This window comes from Bartonella sp. AC329YNZD (genome assembly GCF_042196685.1).
In the GTDB taxonomy this organism is placed as follows: Bacteria; Pseudomonadota; Alphaproteobacteria; order Rhizobiales; family Rhizobiaceae; genus Bartonella.
The window spans coordinates 195,530-214,953 of record NZ_JBHIQS010000003.1 but is presented as its reverse complement, the minus strand read 5'-3'; the positions used below and the strand labels follow the sequence as shown (position 1 = coordinate 214,953).

15 protein-coding genes, 1 pseudogene and 1 riboswitch are annotated in these 19,424 nt (G+C 38.0%); of the genes and pseudogenes, 8 read left to right on the top strand and 8 right to left on the bottom strand.

Translation table 11 applies throughout. The annotated features are described in order from the left end of the window. Positions 1-137 precede the first annotated feature (137 nt). The 3 genes from gcvP to gcvT are packed head-to-tail and all read right to left on the bottom strand — an operon-like array spanning position 138 to position 4,426. Positions 138-2,933, bottom strand: a complete 2,796-nt coding sequence (gene gcvP / locus ACFIMW_RS03205; RefSeq protein WP_375607369.1) for an aminomethyl-transferring glycine dehydrogenase — start codon at positions 2,931-2,933, stop codon at positions 138-140. A 5-nt stretch (positions 2,934-2,938) separates the two neighbouring features. Beyond that, on the bottom strand, positions 2,939-3,307 hold the full coding sequence (gene gcvH / locus ACFIMW_RS03200; RefSeq protein WP_375607353.1) for a glycine cleavage system protein GcvH: 369 nt from the start codon (positions 3,305-3,307) through the stop codon (positions 2,939-2,941). Between the two features lie 6 nt (positions 3,308-3,313). After that, positions 3,314-4,426, bottom strand: coding sequence for a glycine cleavage system aminomethyltransferase GcvT (gene gcvT, locus ACFIMW_RS03195; protein ID WP_375607354.1), 1,113 nt, complete (start codon positions 4,424-4,426; stop codon positions 3,314-3,316). A 136-nt stretch (positions 4,427-4,562) separates the two neighbouring features. Continuing rightward, positions 4,563-4,660, bottom strand: a riboswitch (glycine riboswitch). Positions 4,661-5,105: 445 nt separating this feature from the next. Between gcvT and ACFIMW_RS03190 the strand changes: the two genes are divergently transcribed. Next, positions 5,106-5,768, top strand: a complete 663-nt coding sequence (locus tag ACFIMW_RS03190) for an LON peptidase substrate-binding domain-containing protein (protein ID WP_375608100.1) — start codon at positions 5,106-5,108, stop codon at positions 5,766-5,768. A gap of 13 nt (positions 5,769-5,781) precedes the next feature. Then, on the top strand, positions 5,782-5,988 hold the full coding sequence (locus ACFIMW_RS03185) for a Trm112 family protein (protein WP_375608099.1): 207 nt from the start codon (positions 5,782-5,784) through the stop codon (positions 5,986-5,988). A 1,806-nt stretch (positions 5,989-7,794) separates the two neighbouring features. Here the strand turns inward: ACFIMW_RS03185 and ACFIMW_RS03180 are convergent. Beyond that, positions 7,795-8,796, bottom strand: coding sequence for a bifunctional riboflavin kinase/FAD synthetase (locus ACFIMW_RS03180; RefSeq protein ID WP_375608098.1), 1,002 nt, complete (start codon positions 8,794-8,796; stop codon positions 7,795-7,797). Next, positions 8,796-9,641 (bottom strand): TIGR01459 family HAD-type hydrolase, encoded by an 846-nt coding sequence (locus ACFIMW_RS03175; protein ID WP_375607263.1) that lies wholly within the window; start codon positions 9,639-9,641, stop codon positions 8,796-8,798. The genes ACFIMW_RS03180 and ACFIMW_RS03175 overlap by 1 nt, the downstream gene beginning before the upstream one ends. A gap of 1,190 nt (positions 9,642-10,831) precedes the next feature. Between ACFIMW_RS03175 and ACFIMW_RS03170 the strand changes: the two genes are divergently transcribed. Beyond that, positions 10,832-11,191 (top strand): helix-turn-helix domain-containing protein, encoded by a 360-nt coding sequence (locus tag ACFIMW_RS03170; RefSeq protein ID WP_375608097.1) that lies wholly within the window; start codon positions 10,832-10,834, stop codon positions 11,189-11,191. Between the two features lie 382 nt (positions 11,192-11,573). Here ACFIMW_RS03170 and ACFIMW_RS03165 read toward each other — a convergent pair. The 3 genes and pseudogenes from ACFIMW_RS03165 to ACFIMW_RS03155 all read right to left on the bottom strand — a co-directional run. Further along, positions 11,574-11,964, bottom strand: a pseudogene (locus ACFIMW_RS03165) (integrase); the annotation flags it as partial. A gap of 465 nt (positions 11,965-12,429) precedes the next feature. Then, a complete protein-coding gene (locus ACFIMW_RS03160) occupies positions 12,430-12,666 on the bottom strand; it encodes an EexN family lipoprotein (RefSeq protein ID WP_375607261.1) in 237 nt (78 codons plus the stop codon). A 1,029-nt stretch (positions 12,667-13,695) separates the two neighbouring features. After that, positions 13,696-14,421 (bottom strand): hypothetical protein, encoded by a 726-nt coding sequence (locus ACFIMW_RS03155; RefSeq protein ID WP_375608096.1) that lies wholly within the window; start codon positions 14,419-14,421, stop codon positions 13,696-13,698. Positions 14,422-14,807: 386 nt separating this feature from the next. On the opposite strand from ACFIMW_RS03155, the gene ACFIMW_RS03150 reads away from it, so the two are divergent. From ACFIMW_RS03150 to ACFIMW_RS03130, 5 genes are read left to right on the top strand one after another with little or no spacing between them, the layout of a single operon-like run. Beyond that, positions 14,808-15,128: a TrbC/VirB2 family protein gene (locus tag ACFIMW_RS03150; protein ID WP_375608095.1), complete on the top strand. Its 321-nt coding sequence runs from the start codon at positions 14,808-14,810 to the stop codon at positions 15,126-15,128. Continuing rightward, positions 15,129-15,437, top strand: a complete 309-nt coding sequence (locus ACFIMW_RS03145) for a type IV secretion system protein VirB3 (RefSeq protein ID WP_375608094.1) — start codon at positions 15,129-15,131, stop codon at positions 15,435-15,437. Positions 15,438-15,459: 22 nt separating this feature from the next. Beyond that, entirely contained in the window at positions 15,460-17,814 is a 2,355-nt protein-coding gene (locus tag ACFIMW_RS03140; protein ID WP_375608105.1) for a VirB4 family type IV secretion/conjugal transfer ATPase, read from the top strand. After that, entirely contained in the window at positions 17,811-18,296 is a 486-nt protein-coding gene (locus ACFIMW_RS03135; protein WP_375608093.1) for a type IV secretion system protein VirB5, read from the top strand. The genes ACFIMW_RS03140 and ACFIMW_RS03135 overlap by 4 nt, the downstream gene beginning before the upstream one ends. Then, complete coding sequence (locus tag ACFIMW_RS03130) at positions 18,283-19,269, top strand: type IV secretion system protein (RefSeq protein ID WP_375608092.1); 987 nt, start codon at positions 18,283-18,285, stop codon at positions 19,267-19,269. The genes ACFIMW_RS03135 and ACFIMW_RS03130 overlap by 14 nt, the downstream gene beginning before the upstream one ends. Positions 19,270-19,424: the final 155 nt, after the last annotated feature.

The following is a 19,424-nucleotide window of genomic DNA, read 5'->3' as shown; positions in this document are numbered from 1 at the left end:
TTATAAAAAACAATGCAAAATTCTAGAAAACAGACAAATAACGCCATAGCAACAGAACCAATAAGCATAAAACCCACACAAAATGTGTGGGCTTTTTTTGTTCATGCAAATAAACCAATTAAATATATATTTTTCGTTTAATAGGTATTTCCCAATGGCGGACACGAGCAAATAAGCATTCTGTCTCCCGCAACATTATCAATACGCGATACAGGAGGCCAATATTTATTGGCTGGATCAAGAAAACTGTTGGGAAAAGCAGCTTCTTGTCGCGAATAGGGTCGTGCCCAAGCATCATCTAAAGTATCTACCACTGTATGGGGGGCATTCACCAATGGATTATTGTCTTTTGGCCAAACCCCGCTACCAACTTTCTTAGCCTCTTCAGCAATAGAGAGTAAAGCATCACAAAAACGATCAATCTCTGCTTTTGGTTCTGATTCCGTTGGCTCAATCATCAAAGTTCCCGGAACAGGAAACGACATCGTGGGCGCATGGAATCCATAATCAATGAGACGTTTTGCAATATCATCAACACTCACCCCATACTGCTCTTTCAACACGCGTGTATCCACAATACATTCATGCGCAACACGCCCATGCTTGCCCCGATAAAGAATGGAATAAACTGGTGAAAGACGTGCAGCAATATAATTGGCATTTAAAATGGCTATTTGTGTTGCATATTTTAAGCCATCAGCCCCCATCATTCGAATATACATCCATGTAATCGCAAGGATAGACGCACTTCCATAAGGAGCAGCCGAAACCGCATGTGTTGTCCCATCCTGTTCATGACCTGGTAAAAATGGTTTGAGATGCTTTGCAACACCAATTGGTCCCATACCAGGACCACCCCCCCCGTGGGGAATGGCAAATGTTTTATGAAGATTCATATGACAAACATCAGCGCCAATATCCGCAGGACGAGCAAGACCCACAAGGGCATTGAGATTAGCACCATCAAAATAAACTTGTCCGCCATTTTCATGAATAATAGAACAAATTTCCTTAATGCTTTCCTCGTAAACACCATGGGTTGAAGGATAAGTAATCATAAGAGCAGCCAATTTATCTTTATGCAATTGCGCTTTCATCTTGAGATCGTCTACATCAACATCACCATCGCTTAAACATTTTACCACAACGACTTCCATCCCTGCCATATGGGCCGAGGCTGGATTGGTACCATGCGCAGATGCAGGAATAAGACAAACTGTACGTTGATGCTCTCCCCGTGATTGGTAATATCGTCGGATAGCCAAAAGCCCAGCATATTCACCTTGAGCACCAGAATTTGGCTGAAAAGAAACTTGCGCAAATCCTGTAATTTCGCACAACCACGCATTTAACTGGTTGATCATCTCCAAATATCCCGCTGCATCCTCTTGTGAAACAAAGGGGTGTATATTGGCCATACTAGCCCAACTTACAGGCATTAATTCAGCCGCAGCATTAAGCTTCATTGTACAAGAACCAAGAGGGATCATAGCGCGATCCAGCGCCAAATCCTTATCCGCTAAACGACGCAAAAAGCGCATCATATCTGTCTCTGAATGAACCGCATGAAAAAAAGGCTGAGAAAGAAAAGCAGCCTCCCGTTTTTTTCCAAAGAGTCGAGGAGAAGCCTTATCGCCTAATTGTGCCCCAAAAAGCTGCGCTAAAGCACCAGCATCTCCTTCTGTTGATAATTCATCAAAATTGATTGCAATAGTGTCATCATCAAGAACACGAATAAGGCGCCCACCTATTTTGGCTTGATGCGCAATCTCTCGCGCTTTTCCCTTAACAGAAATACTCACACAATCAAAAAAGCTTTTCCCTTCAACATGAACCCCTGCTGCTTCTAAACCAGCAACAAAACGACATGTTAAATGATGAATTCGCTGTGCAATTTCTTGTAAGCCTTTTGGCCCATGCCAAACAGCATAAGCGGTTGCCATATTAGCCAACAAAGCCTGCGCTGTACAAATATTTGACGTCGCTTTATCACGCCGAATATGTTGTTCACGTGTTTGCAAAGCCAAACGAAAACCAACGCGTCCTTTGGTATCCACGGATTGACCAACAATACGCCCTGGAATAAGACGCGTTAACGCATCACTCACAGCAAGGTAACCAGCATGTGGACCACCAAATCCCATCGGAACGCCATAACGCTGCATAGAGCCAACAACGATATCTGCCCCCCATTGAGCAGGTGGCTCCTGAAGGGTAAGCGCTAAAGGATCAGCTACAACGATAACTAAAGCTCCCTTTTCCTTTGCCTCTTTTATGATCTCACTGTAATCATGAAAAGAACCTTTTGTATCTGGCCAAGATAAAACAATTGCCGCTGTATCGGAATCAATTTCGCCATTTTGGCTAATCTGAATCCCTTGTGTTTCAGCACGCGTTTGCGCAACACTCAAAGTTTGAGGATGTAAAAGACTCTGAAGAGAAATTTTTGTTTTTTTCTCACGGAAAGAGCGAAAAGCAAGGGCATTGGCTTCAGCTAAAGCAGTTGCTTCATCAAGAAGGGAAGCAGCAGAAACAGGCAAACCTGTTAGTTCACTAACCAATGTCTGAAAATAAAACAAAAGCTCTAAACGACCCTGGCTAATTTCTGCTTGATAAGGCGTATAAGCAGTATACCAAGCAGGATTTTCAAACAGATTTCGTAAAATAACCGGAGGCACATAAGTTCCATGATATCCTTGCCCAATAAAACTTTTATGCACATGGTTACGCTCCATCATCTTGGAGAGTTCTTCCAAGGCTTGTCCTTCACTAGCGGCCTCTGGAAGATTCAATAAACGTCCCAAATGGATAGAGTGTGGAACAGCTTGAGAAATGAGTGTCTCAACACTATCAAGCTCTAAAACATCAAGCATTTTTTGTGTTTCATCAGGACGAAGCCCAATATGTCGAGAAGAAAAAGAACGCTCGATCATGGTACTCATCCAATCAAAGCCTTATAAGCATCTTCATCTAACAACTCGTCCAGTTGAGTTTCATCTTGCAATGTCATCTTCCATAACCAGCCTTCTGTTTCGGCTTTCTGATTTACCAATTCAGGATTATCCGCCAATGTTTCATTTCTTTCGACCACTTCACCATCAAGAGGAGCATAAACATCTGAAGCCGCCTTCACTGATTCCACAACAGCCGCCGCCTCTCCTTTGGAAAGTTTTGTTCCACTTTGTGGTAAATCAACAAAAACCAAATCCCCTAATTGCTCTTGCGCATAATGCGTAACCCCAACAGTCACTACTTGTCCTTCAACTCTAAGCCATTCATGGTCTTGTGTAAAATAAGTTTTAGACATAAAAAATCATCCTTTAAAATAACGTTGTTCAACAAAGGGAAGAGAATGAACTGATAGTGCAATCTTTTTGCCTCGCAGTTCTGTAAAGACTTGTGTTCCTTCAACTTTAAAATCAACAGGAACGTAACCCATCGCGACAGGCCCCTCAAAAGAAGGACCAAAACCACCTGATGTTACAACGCCAATCTCATTACCTTGATCATCAAGAAGCAGCGCACCGGCACGAATAGGTTGGCGCGTTTGCGGTTTTAATCCAACACGACAACGAGCAGGTCCTTTTTGCAGTGCTTCAAGAAAAGCCTTTGCACCATAAAATTGTGCTTTTTCTCGAACACTTTTAGGAACAGCCCATGTTAGAGCCGCATCAATAGGTGTCGTATCAGGGGTAATATCATTTCCATGCAAACACAGCCCTGCTTCCAACCGCAAGCTATCGCGTGCTGCAAGTCCAATCCACTCAACACGAGAATCACTCAGCAATTTTTCAGCCAACATATGCGCATGCCCTATAGGCAAAGCAATTTCAAAACCATCCTCTCCCGTATAACCAGAACGCGTTATAAACCAATCCTGTTGTGGTTCGAATCCTTGCATAAAGAACAATTCATTCCCTGGCAAATCCGCATCAGCAAGAACAGCTGCCGCTTCAGGACCTTGAAGCGCAAGCAATACCCTTTCAAGGGCAATCACTTGACATTCAAAATCAACCGCACGCTTTTCCAATTCTACAAAATCAGCCTGTGCATTCCCAGCATTGGCGACCAACATAAAACGGCCCTCTTCCAAACGGGTAATGATAAGATCATCAAGAATACCAGCCTGCTCATTAAGCAAATAATTATACCGTGAGTGTCCAATCTTTAAAGCTGCTGCATCAATGGGAAAAGCATAGGACAAAAATTCCACGGCTTGTGCCCCTTCAACCGCAATCAATTTCATATGAGAAATATCAAAAAGTCCTGCATGTGCACGCGTATGAAGATGCTCTTTTAAAACGCCAAGAGGATAAGTTAAAGGCATGTTCCAGCCCGCAAAAGCACCAAATTTTGCTCCTGCTTTTTCATGCAAATCATATAAAGGAAGTGTTTTTAAAAAAGATGTTTCTTGTGCTGTGCCCATAATAACTCCAAAGCTGCGCTAACGCCCACAGAATATGGTCGTCTCTGCCCCCTCTGTCATCAACCTGAGAGACTCGCGAAAAAATTTTCCGCTTACACCTTCGGCGCGGGTTCTCCCGACTTTCCAGATCTGCCTTCTTCCTTTTACGGTCCTTAAAGCCTGAGAGATTATGGGCTATTTCCCCTTCGGCGGCAATGCGAAAATTTGCAATCTGCACTCTCCCGCAAAAGAATGAAAGAAACGATAACGCTCTTTCCAGCATATTTAAACCTATAGCCTATCTTTATCACACTGTCATTAGTAAAGTGATGAAAATACTCTCATTTTAAAACTTGCATAAGCTGCTTCAAAAGATTTATAATATTATCCTTTTGAACCTTACAAAAATTGCAAGGAACACATTTTAGGAAATTTAAGACAAAAATCAAAAGCTATAAACAAAAATACCTCTTGAAAATCATGCAAAACGTCACACACTAAAAAGATCGCAAGCAATATTCTTTCGCGCACAGTTCAACCTTAAAGATAGGGTTTCATATTCTTTTTGAGAATAAGGACTTCAAATATTTTATAAGTATGATTTTAATGCACAAGAAGTAGGTTTTCTGCTTTCTCAATAGTGTCATAAATAGCGACTATTTACAGACTAAAACTACCGAACAAAGGTGACAAAATACTCATGAAAGCTGGTAATATCTCTTACAATTGCGAAAATGATCTTCCAAAGCAAATTGCTCTTTTTCCTTTAGAAGGTGCACTCTTACTACCCGGTGGTTTTTTATCACTTAACATTTTTGAACCAGAATCACTTGAAATGATTGAAAATGTTATGGTAACTGATCGTCTATTGGGCATTATTCAACCACTTTCATCGGATACAGATCGCTTCTCTACACAACTTTATAAAACAGGCTGTATAGGGCGCATTACAAACTACAGTGAAACAGGAAATGGACAACTGTTCATTATCTTACAAGGTGTTTGCCGCTTCACTTTAGAACAAGAATTGAAAAACACAAAATCCTATCGAACAGCTCTCATCCAATCAAACATAAAAGACTTGCAAGAATTTGATATTGAAGAAAGCATCAATCGAGAAAGCTTACTCGATGTTGTTGAAAAATATCTAACCATCCATGAAATGGAATATAATTGGAGCAGTATCATAGAAGCCCCTACACCTATATTGGTTAATGCTTTTTCAGCTCTTATTCCCTTTACACCCGCAGAAAAACAAGCTCTCCTTGAAGCTCCAGATATCAGAAGTCGCGCCCAAACTCTTCTTGCATTAACAGAACGCTCACTCATGAAGCAAACAGGAACAGATTACCGTTTAAACTAATGGACGTCCAAACATGAAAAAAATGACCACAGATTCCAAAATGCTTGAATTGCTCGTCTGCCCAATGACAAAAGGCACGCTCTCTTTCAACCCAAAAACACAAGAGCTCGTTTCTTACAAAGCCAAACTTGCCTATCCTATTCGTGATGGCGTTCCCATTATGCTTGCTTCAGAAGCACGCCCTTTGCAAAATAATGAAGAAATAACGCGTAAAAAATAAAAAATTTCCAAGCAATTTCCCTCTACAAGCCCACTGTTATCAAGCCTCTATCCCTATGATATCTCAAGTATTGACGAATTCTGAAAAAAAGCGTTTTACAATATAGTAATACACCGATTTAAAAGATATTTATATCGCTTTACACCTTGTAATAAAAGCCCAAAATATCATCAGATTCTCTCACATTCCAGCTTGTTCATACTGTGGAGCAATCAAAACCATTTGCTTGCCCAACACAAGCATCTGAATAAAAGAAATGGAAAAAAGGAATAAAAATGCTTCTTATGAACCCTTTAAATACAAAGGTCATAATAACATTTTGAATCAACTCAAGTGAATGAAGTTTATTAAATATAAAGGTAATTATATTTCATGGACTTTACGTTATACCATTCACGAATACCATCGTGAAATAGATATGGGGAGAATTCATAAATGTTTTTTTAACAAGCACATAAATTAGCAAAACAAGTATATTCCGTTTGGAGCTTCTATTTTTTACATAAAGGATGTTATCCTATTCAAAAAACAAGAAAAACAAAAACCCGAGGCAGTGCATCATCTTCATTTTCATTATTTAAGAGATATTACTTTGGACACTTTTGAAAGTAGCAAAGTCGAATTTAAAAGATATGAGTACGCTAGACGGATTTCCTCCTTTATAACCTCATATTTTCCCATAATGAGTATGTAGATCGGTTTTAGAAATTACCCAAACAAGAGATACGCAATACACTCGCTCTCATTTGATAACAAAGGTAGAAACAGCTAATAGAGCTCTTATCCGTCTCAATCTTAGTCTCAAACATGCTCCTGCGTTAGAATTGGATGTTGATTTACAAATAACAACACATGAGAAGAATAACGCCATAAAGTCACGAATAGACCGAAAATGGAATGGAGAAATGCCTCAACTTTTATCCAATCCTTCTATCAAAAAAAACAATGATACCATTGTCTTTGCGTTTGCTTATCCTTACAGGACTGGCTTCCCTTTGCTTTATATATATGCGTTTATTTGTGAAAGATAAATGAAGATATATAGACAGTTCTTAGCTTGAGAATATGCAAGAGCTACCGTGATACGACAACAAAGTTGTGCCTTTATCATCAAAAGCATTAGAAATTATGAAACAAGGTCGCCTGCTTTCTCATAATGATTTCTTTTGTCTGTAATCAATCGCGGCCTCCTTAATGTTAATTCCCTATCACAACATATGAGAGAAACGAGACTTAAAGCCTTTCTCATCGGCTTCATTCTCGTTTACGCGATTGGTTAACACGAAAGCCGCTGCTGACCATTGATCTACTTTACGAGACTCGACAAACTAAAACCTGCTTAAAAATTTTCATCATACGACGAATAAAAAATACTACATGCGTAAAGTTTTACTTGAGCCAAATATCATTATAAAAGGTGATATAGTATAAACGGCATAATAAGACAAATCAGAAAAAAGAAGCAATAAACTTTAAAATAAAAAAACATCAATTTTAAAAACAGCATTTCTCTCTTTTCACAATTTATTATCATTGCCCAATACTCTTGGTACTTATTCATTTACTACATCTTACATCATGGATTTTAACGGATCAGAAAGAAACATGCCGTAAACTTTTGGATGATAATAAAAGCCCTCAAATGAACTTTGAAAAAAATGATGCCAAAATCAGATCTTCAGATATTCGATTCTCCCTCTCAACAACGGAAAAAACATATATTTCATGATGTTTTGGAATATATCTTTGTAATTATAATCACTTTAAGTGCTATTTTTACAGCTTTTCTCTCTTTTTCAGATAAATTTAGAACATATTTTTAAAAGTAAGCAGTCTGTCCAACTTTGATAATGGTTGTACTGTTTTTAAAATTTCTTTTGCTTTCTTTTCATCACGATGCATTTGGGCAATCAAAGGTTCAAGTCCATCAAACTTTTCTTGTCCTCGCAAAAACTGGAAAAAAGAAACGGTACAGTTTTCCCCATAAAGGTCGTCGTTAAAGTCAAACAAATAGGTTTCCAAAAGGGGCGCCCCATCCTTAACAACCGTTGGACGACAACCAAAGCTTGCAACACCATCATACAAAACACCGTTCGCACGACGCAAACGTACCGCATAAACACCATGAGCCAAACGAACTTGGGGAGGCAACATTTGATTAGCGGTAGGAAATCCCAAAAGACGTCCAAGTTTTTCACCTTGAATAATATTGGAGCATATCCGATAGTGATACCCTAACAAATGGGCTGCTTTGTCCACTTCCCCTTGTGAGAGAAGTTGCCGAATAAAACTCGAGGAAATAATCAAAGATTGTGATTCTTGAGGACGAGCAACGCAAGGAACTTGCACAACCTCAAATCCATATTTCTCTCCCCTTTTGCAAAGAAGATGTACATTTCCACTTTTCTGATGACCAAATTGAAAATTTTCGCCTGTCACCACAACTGAAACATCAAAAACTTCCTTTAAAAAAGACTTAATAAATTCGTCCGCTGAAAGAGCGGCAAACTGTGCATCAAAGGGCTGTTCAATCACACCATTAAAGCCAAGGGTTTTAAAAATTTCAGCTTTTTCAGCTGCCTCTGTCAAACGATAGACAGGAGTTGAATGTTGAAAAAAACTTCTTGGATGTGGTTCAAAGGTTAAAACAACGGCTGGTTTCTTTTTTATCCGCGCAAAGTCAAGTGCTTTTTGCAACACCACCTGATGCCCACAATGAACACCATCAAAATTTCCAAGTGCCAACACTGCTCCCCGCCAAGCCGAGGGAAACATATGAATTCCCTGAAGACGCAAAAAATTAGTCATTACTGAAGTGCCCACATGATTGCTTGTGGTTTATAACCATGATGTTCAAGAAAAGAATGCAAAGCTTGCTTATCAACCACACCATTTTGCGTATAATCATAATGATGAATCCCCCCCATAATATAAAGGGCATCAAGACCAAAGTGAGCCGCTCCCTTAATATCCGTTAAAAGACCATCACCAATAGCTAAAACTTGACTTTTTTCTACTGTTCCCCGTATTTTTTGAAGTTTTTCAAAGGCACATTCATAAATAGGCTCGTGAGGTTTTCCAGCAATGCGCACTTCCCCTCCTAATTGTTGGTAAAGACGAGCCAATGCACCAGCGCACCAAAATTCTTTATTTCCATAATGGACAATCACATCTGGGTTCGCACAAATAAAAGGTAAATTCCGCGCCCGCATACGAAGAAACATCTCCTCATAAGCAGAGGGTTCTTCGTCAAAATCTTCAAGAAAACCGCTACAGACGACAACAGAAGCCTCCCATTCTTCAACAAATTCACACTCTAACCCTTCAAACAGCACCAAATCACGTTGTGAACCAATGAAAAAAACTTTACGTGGAGCATTCTGAATGAGATCGCGCGTTACATCCCCTGAGGTGATAATGGCATCATAATAGTCGCTATGAACATTCATACTTTGTAATTGAGCAGCAACATCTTCCCGTAGCCGAGGGGAGTTGGTTAATAAAATGACAGTTTTTCCCATTTGTCGGATTTTATACAACGCCTTCAACGCTGGTTCAAATGCATGTACACCATTATGCACAACACCCCACACATCACAAAAAACAGCATCATAATGCGCTATAATAGTCTCAATATGGGTAAGTTCATTCATGGTGCACCTATCTCTATTTGTCATTTAAAGCTGTCTTTTACTTCAAAACTACTTACCGAAAGATAATACTTGTGTCATCTGCTTTCTCAAACCATATCCCAACTTTTTATCGTCTATAGAGATCATAAGAAATGATAAAATAACTAAGTTATCATTAAGTTGTGCAAAATTCTAAAATGCTTGATAGCAAAAGCTTATCATTCCCCAATGCTCATTTTTCTCATAAAAATTTTAATTCTAACAACAACGACGTTGATAGAGTTTTTTATCTAAAATACTCAAATTCTTCACTGAGAAAATAAACGTATCCCCCTCTTAAAAACATGCATCATGAGAAAGCCCAATATATTTTCTCATTTCAAATTTGTTTATATTGAATCAATCAAAACCTATTCGCTTACACATTATAAGCAGAGAGCGTACAGATAAAAACATGTGAAGAGAGAAAAACTCTTATGCTCCCTTTCAAAGGCAAAAACTGTCGTAATATTTTGAACTGGCGGAGAGTATGTGCCGTCCGAGCATCTTTTTTTCAGTAAAGATAGGAATATAGCTTTTATCCCATTCATAGAAGCTTTTACACTATATATTTTACGAAGCACCATTGTAAAATAGGCGCTAACATTGAGAAATATCTTCTAAAACAAACATGTGAATATACAACAATCAGATCTATAATGTTTTGAGTTTATTTTGCATGAGGGCTCTTTACTCATAAAAGCTTTCCCCTATCATCATGATATCTCAGACGTATCAAAACAAGCCATTTTGGTTATTGGTTAAGAGCAACACCGTAAGCGGTGCCTTGAGCTTAAAAACCAAGGTTTACCTTCGTAAAATGCATATCTGATGTCATGCGTTTAGTAAGAAAACTTTAAAAGTTTGAAAGGCAAAAAACCTCCTATTTAAAAAAATTTATCCGTCTCAAGAAAAACTATTTTTATTGCCAATCTCCTAAAATTACTTTATGAGTCAGAAAGTGTCTTGGTCGCATACGCAACGACTAATAGGGATTAAAAGCCTGAAAACTCAAACATGAATTGACCCCGCTTTTCGGGTATCCCGGAATTCTGGGAGATTTTGCTATGTCCAAGTGTGTCGACGCACTAAAAGCAAAATGCTGATTTAAGTTCAGTACTTTTAACTCCCGGAATACTCATGCGAGGGCGCTCGCAATCGGTGGGGGAAAAATGCAAGCTCCAAATCTTAATATTGATCTTTTTGTGGGCAAAAAGATTCGCTTTAGGCGAAAAATGCTAAAAATGTATCAAAAAACATTAGGGCATCATTTAGGTATCACTTTCCAACAAATCCAGAAATATGAAAAAAGCTTAAATCGCGTGAACGCAGGACGTTTAAAGGAAATTTCCGATATTTTTAATGTTCCACTTGCCTTTTTTTACACTGATATCATCAAAAAAGACAATACCCCATACCATTATGATGAAATCGCCTCGAACAAAGAAGAATATTTGCTTTTAAAAAGTTTTAGAGTCCTCACATCTGTCAAGCAGAAAGCGATTTTAAACTTAATTTGTGATCAAAATTAAAACGCTTTAAAAGCATAGCTATAGGGTACTACACGCCCTATTCTTGGCTTTCTCCCCACACCTCAAGGGACGCTCCCTCCTCAAACCGGTTGATAAACAATCCGCCTTCTCAAAAATAGCTCCTTCTCAGCTTTCAATTTCATAGGATTCCTTTCACAAAATTATATAAACAAGCCCTCCCTTGAATATTCATCACACTCTCTTATCAAAACAGCCTATGCATAAATTTTTGTGTCTTACATCACCATACCGCAAACAATAGTGTTTTACAGCACAATAGGACAAGCATTCATACGTATAAAGGGTAGCCCCCTCTTCGCTGTGGACACTCCATTAATTTTAAACGATGTGCATTTAATATACTTTCGTAAGATGCCTGCTTATAAAGGCATAAAGGTGAAAACCATTTACCATCTTTCCCATCTCCTTTTAATTCAGCTTTACGGCTTTCAAAAATACCCAAAGCAATATCTTTTAAATAATGCAGATTGCTTATTGCCTCACGCTTTTGTTTATCGCGTTCTTTAATGGGGTAACAACCCTCACGTAAAATAGAACACCACCCAATTTCCAATTCATAGACTTGTTTAAAAAAACATCTCTTAAAGTACCCAAGCCCACTTCGCGACAATGCCCATGAATGGTATAACGGTAAATTCATTGAGCAGCCCCATCTTTACGCTTGTGGGGAAGCAACCCGGCACCATCACAAACTTTGCCAGCTCCCAATGTTGCAACAGCTCTTGGCACTTAAGACGATTCATAAGAACTATTTTTAGTCCTTTCTTATACAAATTCTATCCACATACTCACCCCGCTTGTGATATGCAAGAAAGTGATTTTGATTGCTTCAACATAAACAGGTTTGAAATGAGAGAATCTTACGATATTCGGGACTCTCACTCAACATACAAACAGTAAATTATCATTATAAATGAATTTATTGTATAAAGACTTGGTATCATTATACATTCCTAAAAGCATGTTCTTTCCTCTAAAGTCTCAATGCGATACCAATGCCATCATAAGACAACGCGATCCTATACTCTCGTGAGAATAATCCTCAATTTTACAAAGTTGAAACAAACAACATAATGACCAATACAATTTGAGGCAATTATCTAAAAAATGATAACGATTACTACCTATAAAAATTAAAGAAGCAATTATTCTTTGAATAGTAACTTCTTTATTGAGACATTAATATATCAAAATTTATTGTAGAGTGTATATTTCTATTAAAAGCCGTGTTCACGACCTGTAGAATCAAGCTTTGGCGAGAAAAATAGTTCATTATCTGCTTGGAGAACATTTTGACAATTTTTAGATTCCTGAACAGCTAGTCCTGAAAGAAAACATTTCTTTCCCCATTCTTCTCTTAATTTTGCATCTTTCTTAAAATCTTCCACACTATAAGTTTTTTCACATCCCACAACGAATAATAGAGCCATGCATAATAAAATAATTTTTTTCATTTTACCCCTCTTTAAAGAGCTTATTTGTTAACATCATCCCCTAAATGGATTTTTAATTTTCACACTATATGAGAATACAGCCTTACTATTACTTGCTTGCTTTCACAGCAAATACTCTGAGTAAAATAACGCAAGAAGAGCTCACGACAACCATTGTATGAATTTTTCATAAATACTATGAGAAGGAAAAAGCCAAAACTGACCACAAATGATAAAATCAGAAAGCGGACTAAAGCTTTTGTCCAACTAATTTCAAATATAGAGACTGTGATAAAAATTATCCCTATCCAGTAGGATAATCTATGAACATTATAATGGTTAGTATTGCGATCAATGAACTATGAGGCCATAATAAAAAAGTACGAGCCCCTTCTTTTACCTATTTATATTTTGGTCATTGTTCCCCCCTTATTTAATGCTTCAATACAATCATCCCATAATATATCAACGATGCAAATCATTTTTACGAAGATTTCTTCGTAAGAATATATTTGAAATTAATTCATCATTTGAAAGGCTGTATTGAGAAGAAGATAATTTTATATGAAAGCTTTGCAACAAATGCCACACTGATTACTTTTGTAAGAAATAAACAGACTTGATCTAATACTACAGACAAAATTCTGATTAAAAAAACTTTTGCTATGAATTCTTTTAAGCAATTGTAAAATACTCTATCCCTTCTATCAAACCTTACACCACTTTTAAATTTGTTCATTTTTTATTTTTATCAATTTCGCTCTAGAAATCTATTTCTTGAGTGTTTTTTGTCTTTTCACATTCTCCTTCAAGCACAAACCCTCAAAAACCCTTTGCCACCAACAATGACATTTTCCTGCTTTTATAAAACGCATCAATAAGAGAAGCTATTTTAAGAGCAAATCTCTCTTCAACATGAATGTATCATCCATTTACTTCAAAAACGAAAATAATCTCACCGTTTATTCAAACTTGCTCTACGATTTGGTACAATTTTATTGATAAAGTTTTCTCTATAAAAATTTAAGTAAATATGTTCGTTAAAACCAATCATGGACTAGCAAAGGGATTATAGGATCCATTATCTCGCCGCCATTTTAAAGGTTCAGTGAAATCACTCGACCAAAGACCAATCTTGTTGCCACGTGCTTTTTCTTCCGCATGATGATACTGGACTGGAATAGGATTTTTCCCCTCTTTTGAGAGTACCAACATACCTTCTGTAAGACCTGCCTCAGCTAAATCAACCCCTTGAACAAAACATTGCGCATAATAAACACCATTGTGCATCAAAGCCTGTTTACAGGATAAATCCTGCCCAAGTGTTTTGGTGACAAGCCAAGCCATTGTAACCACACCACAGGGCCATTCTTGATCATTTAATCTTGCTTTTTGACGGGGTGCACATGTGTCCACACCATAAAGATGAATATCACGGGAGATATGTGAGCGCCAAGATTGTGCAGCAGGCGTCAGTAATTTAAATGTAACCCCACTTGTAACAGAAGCCTTACCATGAAAAACAACAGCATTATTTGCAACATCATTTAATGAAACACTCTTCTGCAAATCGAGAGCTGGTTCATTTTTTTCTAATTGCTGTTTAGCGATAGGTCTACCCAACTTTTTTTCTTCTCGATAGAGATCGACAATATCTTGGATATCTTGCGTCTCAAATGTTTTAAGAATGCTGAAATCTATTTTATCTTTATATTGGCTTAGTCCCCACACTATAGACCCCATAATGTAAATAATAACAATTAATTTAAATAGCATCTCTCAACACGCTCACTCAAAAAATTCGTTTTTTTCTATCCTTTCAGATTATTTATCAGCAATCCCCTTGTTTTTAAATAAAAAAATCCAAATATAAGTGTTGCAGATTAACTACATTTTGTAAAGAATAATATTCTTTATTTTAATATTGTTATTTTTACCAATAGAAAACTTAAAATTGCCATTTTCATATAACACAATTTCAATTTGAGAAGACTTCTGTCTCTTTAAGAAGAAAAGTTTGAGAGTGAAGAGATCCGCTATCAAAACTTTTAAAACAAGAAAATGAGGAGTTTAGACTGTCATAAAATAACAGAATTCTCCAGTTGTTAGAGGTAATGGAATGTCGATAGATGAACAAATATTGTTTGTTAAAGAGAGGTAAAATGACAGATAATAGATTCCAAAACATCATTTTTATCGTGACCATGCTGCTTTTTACAGCAGTGCTTGTATCAGATCCTTCTTATGCTTCTTCTGCTCCTAGTGGAGGTGGTCTGGGAAATCTTGATGGTGTTTTAGGTAACATTGTCACAATGATGACGGGTGGGACGGCAAGGCTCATTGCTATTATATGTGTTGCTGCTGTGGGGATTGGCTGGATGTACGGCTTTATTGATTTACGCAAAGCAGCTTATTGTGTTCTAGGGATTGCTATTGTTTTTGGCGCCCCTACTCTCGTCACTAAATTAGCAGGCACAACATAAATGAACGAAGATACTCTCTTCCTTGCCTGTACGCGCCCGGCCATGTTTGCCGGTGTTACGATGGAAGCGATGGCGCTCAATGTTATGGCGACATCTATTCTTTTCATTTTGACCAGTGATTTTACCATGTTTGGTTTTGGGATTGGGATGCATTTTATTTTGCGAGAAGTGACAAAGTATGACCACAACCAATTTCGCGTATTATTTGCATGGCTCAATACCCGAGGAAAACAAAAAAACCTCAACCGATGGGGAGGAAGTTCTACCTCCCCTTTACGCCTTGTCCGCACGTATAAGGAACTAAGCTAAAGGGACGAAACCGGTGAAACAGATGTCAATCATGAAACGGGAAACTTTACCTGAAGAATATATTCCCTATATACGCTACATCAACCAACATGTCATTGCTTTAAATTCACGCTGTTTAATGGTTGTGATGGCTGTTGAGGGTATAAATTTTGACACTGCGGATATTGATCAATTAAATTCTTTACACAACCAATTAAACACTCTTTTAAAAAATATCGCAGACGAAAGGCTTGCTTTATATTCTCACATCATCCGCCGCCGTGAAACGATATACCCAGAAGGTCATTTTCTTTCATCTTTTGCAACAACATTAGATGAAAAATATAAAAAGAAAATGGTTTCGCAAGAACTGTATCGAAATGATCTGTTTATTTCACTGCTTTGGAATCCCGCAGCGGATAAAACCGAAAAACTAGCTTCATTTTTTCAGCGCTTGAGCAAAGCGAAGAAAACACAATCTGAACCCGATGAGGAAGCTATTCGTAAACTCGAAGAGTTAAGTCAAGATCTTATGCAAGGTTTGGAAGAGTATGAAGTCCGTCTACTATCAATCTATGAACATGAAGGACTTTTATTTGCCGAACAAAGTGAATTTCTCCATCAACTAGTGGGGGGAAGACGTGAGCGTATTCCTCTCACATTTGGAACTATTGCTTCAACAATTTACTCGGATCGTGTTATTTTTGGGAAAGAAATTATCGAAATTCGCCATGAAAGCAATGAACGCTTTGTGGGCATGTTTGGATGGAAAGAGTATCCTTCTAAAACACGCCCAGGTATGACTGATGGTCTGCTTACGGTGCCATTTGAATTCATCTTAACACAATCCTTTGTCTTTAAAAGTAAGGCAGCCGCCAGTGCGATTATGAGCCGCAAACAAAATCAAATGATCAATGCAGCTGACCGTGCTAGCTCACAAATTGATGCATTGGATGAAGCGCTGGATGATTTAGAATCAAACCGTTTTGTTTTGGGAGAACACCACATTTCTTTAGCTGTTTTTGCTGATCATCCCAAAATATTGTCTGAAAACTTATCAAAAGCACGTTCCCATTTAACCAATGGGGGAGCCGTGATTGCCAGAGAAGATTTAGGATTGGAAGCAGCATGGTGGGCACAACTTCCTGGAAACTTTAGCTATCGTGCGCGTTCAGGCGCCATTACTAGCAGAAACTTTGCTGCTTTATCGCCCTTCCATTCTTTCCCTGTTGGCAAACTGAACGATAATGTTTGGGGAGCTGCTGTCGCATTGCTAAAAACACAGGCTGGTTCACCTTACTATTTTAATTTTCATTATGGCGATCTTGGGAATACTTTTGTTTGTGGTCCATCGGGCTCTGGTAAAACAGTGATTGTTAATTTTCTTCTTGCACAATTACAAAAACACAATCCAACAATGGTTTTTTTTGATAAAGATCAAGGAGCAGAGATTTTTGTACGGGCTGGAGGAGGAAAATATAAACCTTTAAAAAATGGACACTCCACGGGGATTGCTCCCTTAAAGGGTATGGAATACACCGAAAAAAATAAAATTTTTCTTCGTAATTGGATCTTAAAGCTGGTGACCGCTGAAGGGCAAATCGTAACAGAAGAAGAGCGACAAGATATCGCCAAAGCCATTGATTCCTTGGAAAACTTACCCCCAACCCAGCGCTCTCTTGGTGCCCTTCAACTGTTTTTTGACAACACATCCAAAGAAGGGGTTGCCATGCGGCTGCAACGCTGGATTAGAGGCAATGATTTAGGATGGGTTTTTGATAATGATCAAGATGATCTCAATTTAAATGAGCAGTTCATTGGATATGACATGACCGATTTCTTAGATAATGAAGAAATTCGGCGCCCCTTAATGATGTATCTTTTTCACCGCATTCTTGATTTGATTGATGGGCGACGTATCATTATCGTCATTGATGAATTCTGGAAAGCTTTAGAAGATGATTCATTCAAAGCTTTTGCGCAAGATCGGCTAAAAACAATCCGTAAACAAAATGGCTTAATGCTCTTTGCAACACAAAGCCCTAAAGATGCTTTGAACTCAACAATCGCACACACAATTATTGAGCAATGCCCCACCCAAATATTTTTTCCAAATCAAAAAGCAAATTACAATGATTATGTCGAAGCTTTCAAACTTACTGAGCGTGAATTTGAACTGATACAGTCAGAATTAAGCAGGGAATCCCGTCGTTTTCTCATCAAACAAGGACAAAGTTCCGTCGTTGCAGAACTTAACTTACGTGGAATGAATGATGAGATCGCCGTTTTAAGCGGCACAACAAAAAACATTGAACTCATGAATGAAATTATCAATGAATATGGAGCTGACCCTGATAAATGGCTGCCCATATTTTATCAAAGGAGAAAAAATCAATGAAAAAATATGGCTTAGTTACACTGTTATCCTTTTCTTTTATGCCTCATGCAATAGCGCAAACAACACTCGATGTGGATGAATATTATAAACAAGCACTCGAGAACACACAAAAATTAGATGCTGCAAAATCAGAAACAGCTGAAAACATTTATAAAAGCACAACTGAAACTGCAAATAAAATCAAAGACATAAATAATCAGCTTGAACAACTTAAATCACAAAAAGACATAAAACCTGAAGAATTGCAAGCTCTTCGGCAAGATCTTCAAGTAAAGCTTTCTCTTCTTCAAGCAGGTCTTCAAGTAAGTTCTTTAAAACTTCAGTCTCTTGATATGATTCAAGCAAGAGATACGAAGACAAAAGATGAGCTACGTGAAGAAAAGGAACAAAAAAAACATAAATATCTTGAGGCCCAATTAAAAGAAAAAGAAAAAGAATTAAAAGAAAAACTTGAAAGTACGAGTACAAATGTCAGACTTTAGTTTTTCTCCCTTTGAAACCGTTTCTGGGTATATTTTAAAACCCCTTGATAATGTGATGGATACAACGGTGAGTGGGCTGTCTTCTGCTATTTCAGCGCCCTTAAATCTCGCCGCAATCATTTTTATCTTTCTTTATGGCTATAATGTTATGACAGGTCGCGTTGCGCTTTCGATGCATAGTCTTCTCAATAATGTTGTTAAAATTGTTGTTGTCACAACAATGGCAACGAATGCGGATACATTTAATACATATGTCAAGGATATTTTCTTCAATGATTTATCCAACGCTATTGGGAATGCGCTGAACAGTAATCCAACAAGCTCCAATGTTTTTGATTATATTTTGTTAAAGGCAAGTTCGCGCTATCAAGAAGTCTTATACAATGCTTGGTTTTTTGAAAAGATCCTTGTGGGTCTTCTTGGTTCTATCATGCTTCTCGCCGTTATTCTTTTTTGTATAGGTGGTTTTATTGTGCAAATGTTTGCACAAGTTGCACTGGTCATGATTATAGGTCTTGGACCTCTGTTCATTAGTTTGTATTTGTTCAATGCAACGCGAAAATACTCCGATGCATGGATTACAACCTTGATCAATTTTACCATTTTACAAGTTCTCGTAATCATGCTTGGAACAATTATATGCCAAGTTATTCTACAGGTTCTCAGCATTTCATATGAATCAATTTACGTTCTTTTTCCCCCTGTCATCATCATTTCGATCATAGGGGTTATTATCTTCCGTGCTCTTCCCGGTATTGCAACAGCCCTGGCCTCTGGCGGACCATACTTTAACGCTGGTGTCTCTTCAGGAGGACAGATTTTTACAATGCTTTCAAATGGTGCAAGAGCGAGTGGTAATGCAGTAAAAAGTGCTACTTTACAAATCTCAGGTGCTGCCGGTAACGCTGCTAGAGGTGCGGCAGGCGCAGCAGCAAAAGCAGGAAGCTCCGGAGGTGGTCGTGGTCGGTTTTAAGATAAAGCACCTCTTTATAAAGAATAAGTATTTTTGTTTTTGCTTTGCGTGCACCCTTTGGCGCACGTACCATGATCCTGTTCCTGATAAGTCCTAACATCTTGGCTCTTACAACAAAATCAATCAAAGTCTTGCATCACATAGACTTGTAAAAG

Excerpts from the sequence above, each read along its gene's own strand:
- gcvP (WP_375607369.1), bottom strand. The coding sequence starts at position 2,933 with ATGATCGAGCGTTCTTTTTCTTCTCGACATATTGGGCTTCGTCCTGAT.
- gcvH (WP_375607353.1), bottom strand. The coding sequence starts at position 3,307 with ATGTCTAAAACTTATTTTACACAAGACCATGAATGGCTTAGAGTTGAA.
- gcvT (WP_375607354.1), bottom strand. The coding sequence starts at position 4,426 with ATGGGCACAGCACAAGAAACATCTTTTTTAAAAACACTTCCTTTATAT.
- ACFIMW_RS03190 (WP_375608100.1), top strand. The coding sequence starts at position 5,106 with ATGAAAGCTGGTAATATCTCTTACAATTGCGAAAATGATCTTCCAAAG.
- ACFIMW_RS03185 (WP_375608099.1), top strand. The coding sequence starts at position 5,782 with ATGAAAAAAATGACCACAGATTCCAAAATGCTTGAATTGCTCGTCTGC.
- ACFIMW_RS03180 (WP_375608098.1), bottom strand. The coding sequence starts at position 8,796 with ATGACTAATTTTTTGCGTCTTCAGGGAATTCATATGTTTCCCTCGGCT.
- ACFIMW_RS03175 (WP_375607263.1), bottom strand. The coding sequence starts at position 9,641 with ATGAATGAACTTACCCATATTGAGACTATTATAGCGCATTATGATGCT.
- ACFIMW_RS03170 (WP_375608097.1), top strand. The coding sequence starts at position 10,832 with ATGCAAGCTCCAAATCTTAATATTGATCTTTTTGTGGGCAAAAAGATT.
- ACFIMW_RS03160 (WP_375607261.1), bottom strand. The coding sequence starts at position 12,666 with ATGAAAAAAATTATTTTATTATGCATGGCTCTATTATTCGTTGTGGGA.
- ACFIMW_RS03155 (WP_375608096.1), bottom strand. The coding sequence starts at position 14,421 with ATGCTATTTAAATTAATTGTTATTATTTACATTATGGGGTCTATAGTG.
- ACFIMW_RS03150 (WP_375608095.1), top strand. The coding sequence starts at position 14,808 with ATGACAGATAATAGATTCCAAAACATCATTTTTATCGTGACCATGCTG.
- ACFIMW_RS03145 (WP_375608094.1), top strand. The coding sequence starts at position 15,129 with ATGAACGAAGATACTCTCTTCCTTGCCTGTACGCGCCCGGCCATGTTT.
- ACFIMW_RS03140 (WP_375608105.1), top strand. The coding sequence starts at position 15,460 with ATGTCAATCATGAAACGGGAAACTTTACCTGAAGAATATATTCCCTAT.
- ACFIMW_RS03135 (WP_375608093.1), top strand. The coding sequence starts at position 17,811 with ATGAAAAAATATGGCTTAGTTACACTGTTATCCTTTTCTTTTATGCCT.
- ACFIMW_RS03130 (WP_375608092.1), top strand. The coding sequence starts at position 18,283 with ATGTCAGACTTTAGTTTTTCTCCCTTTGAAACCGTTTCTGGGTATATT.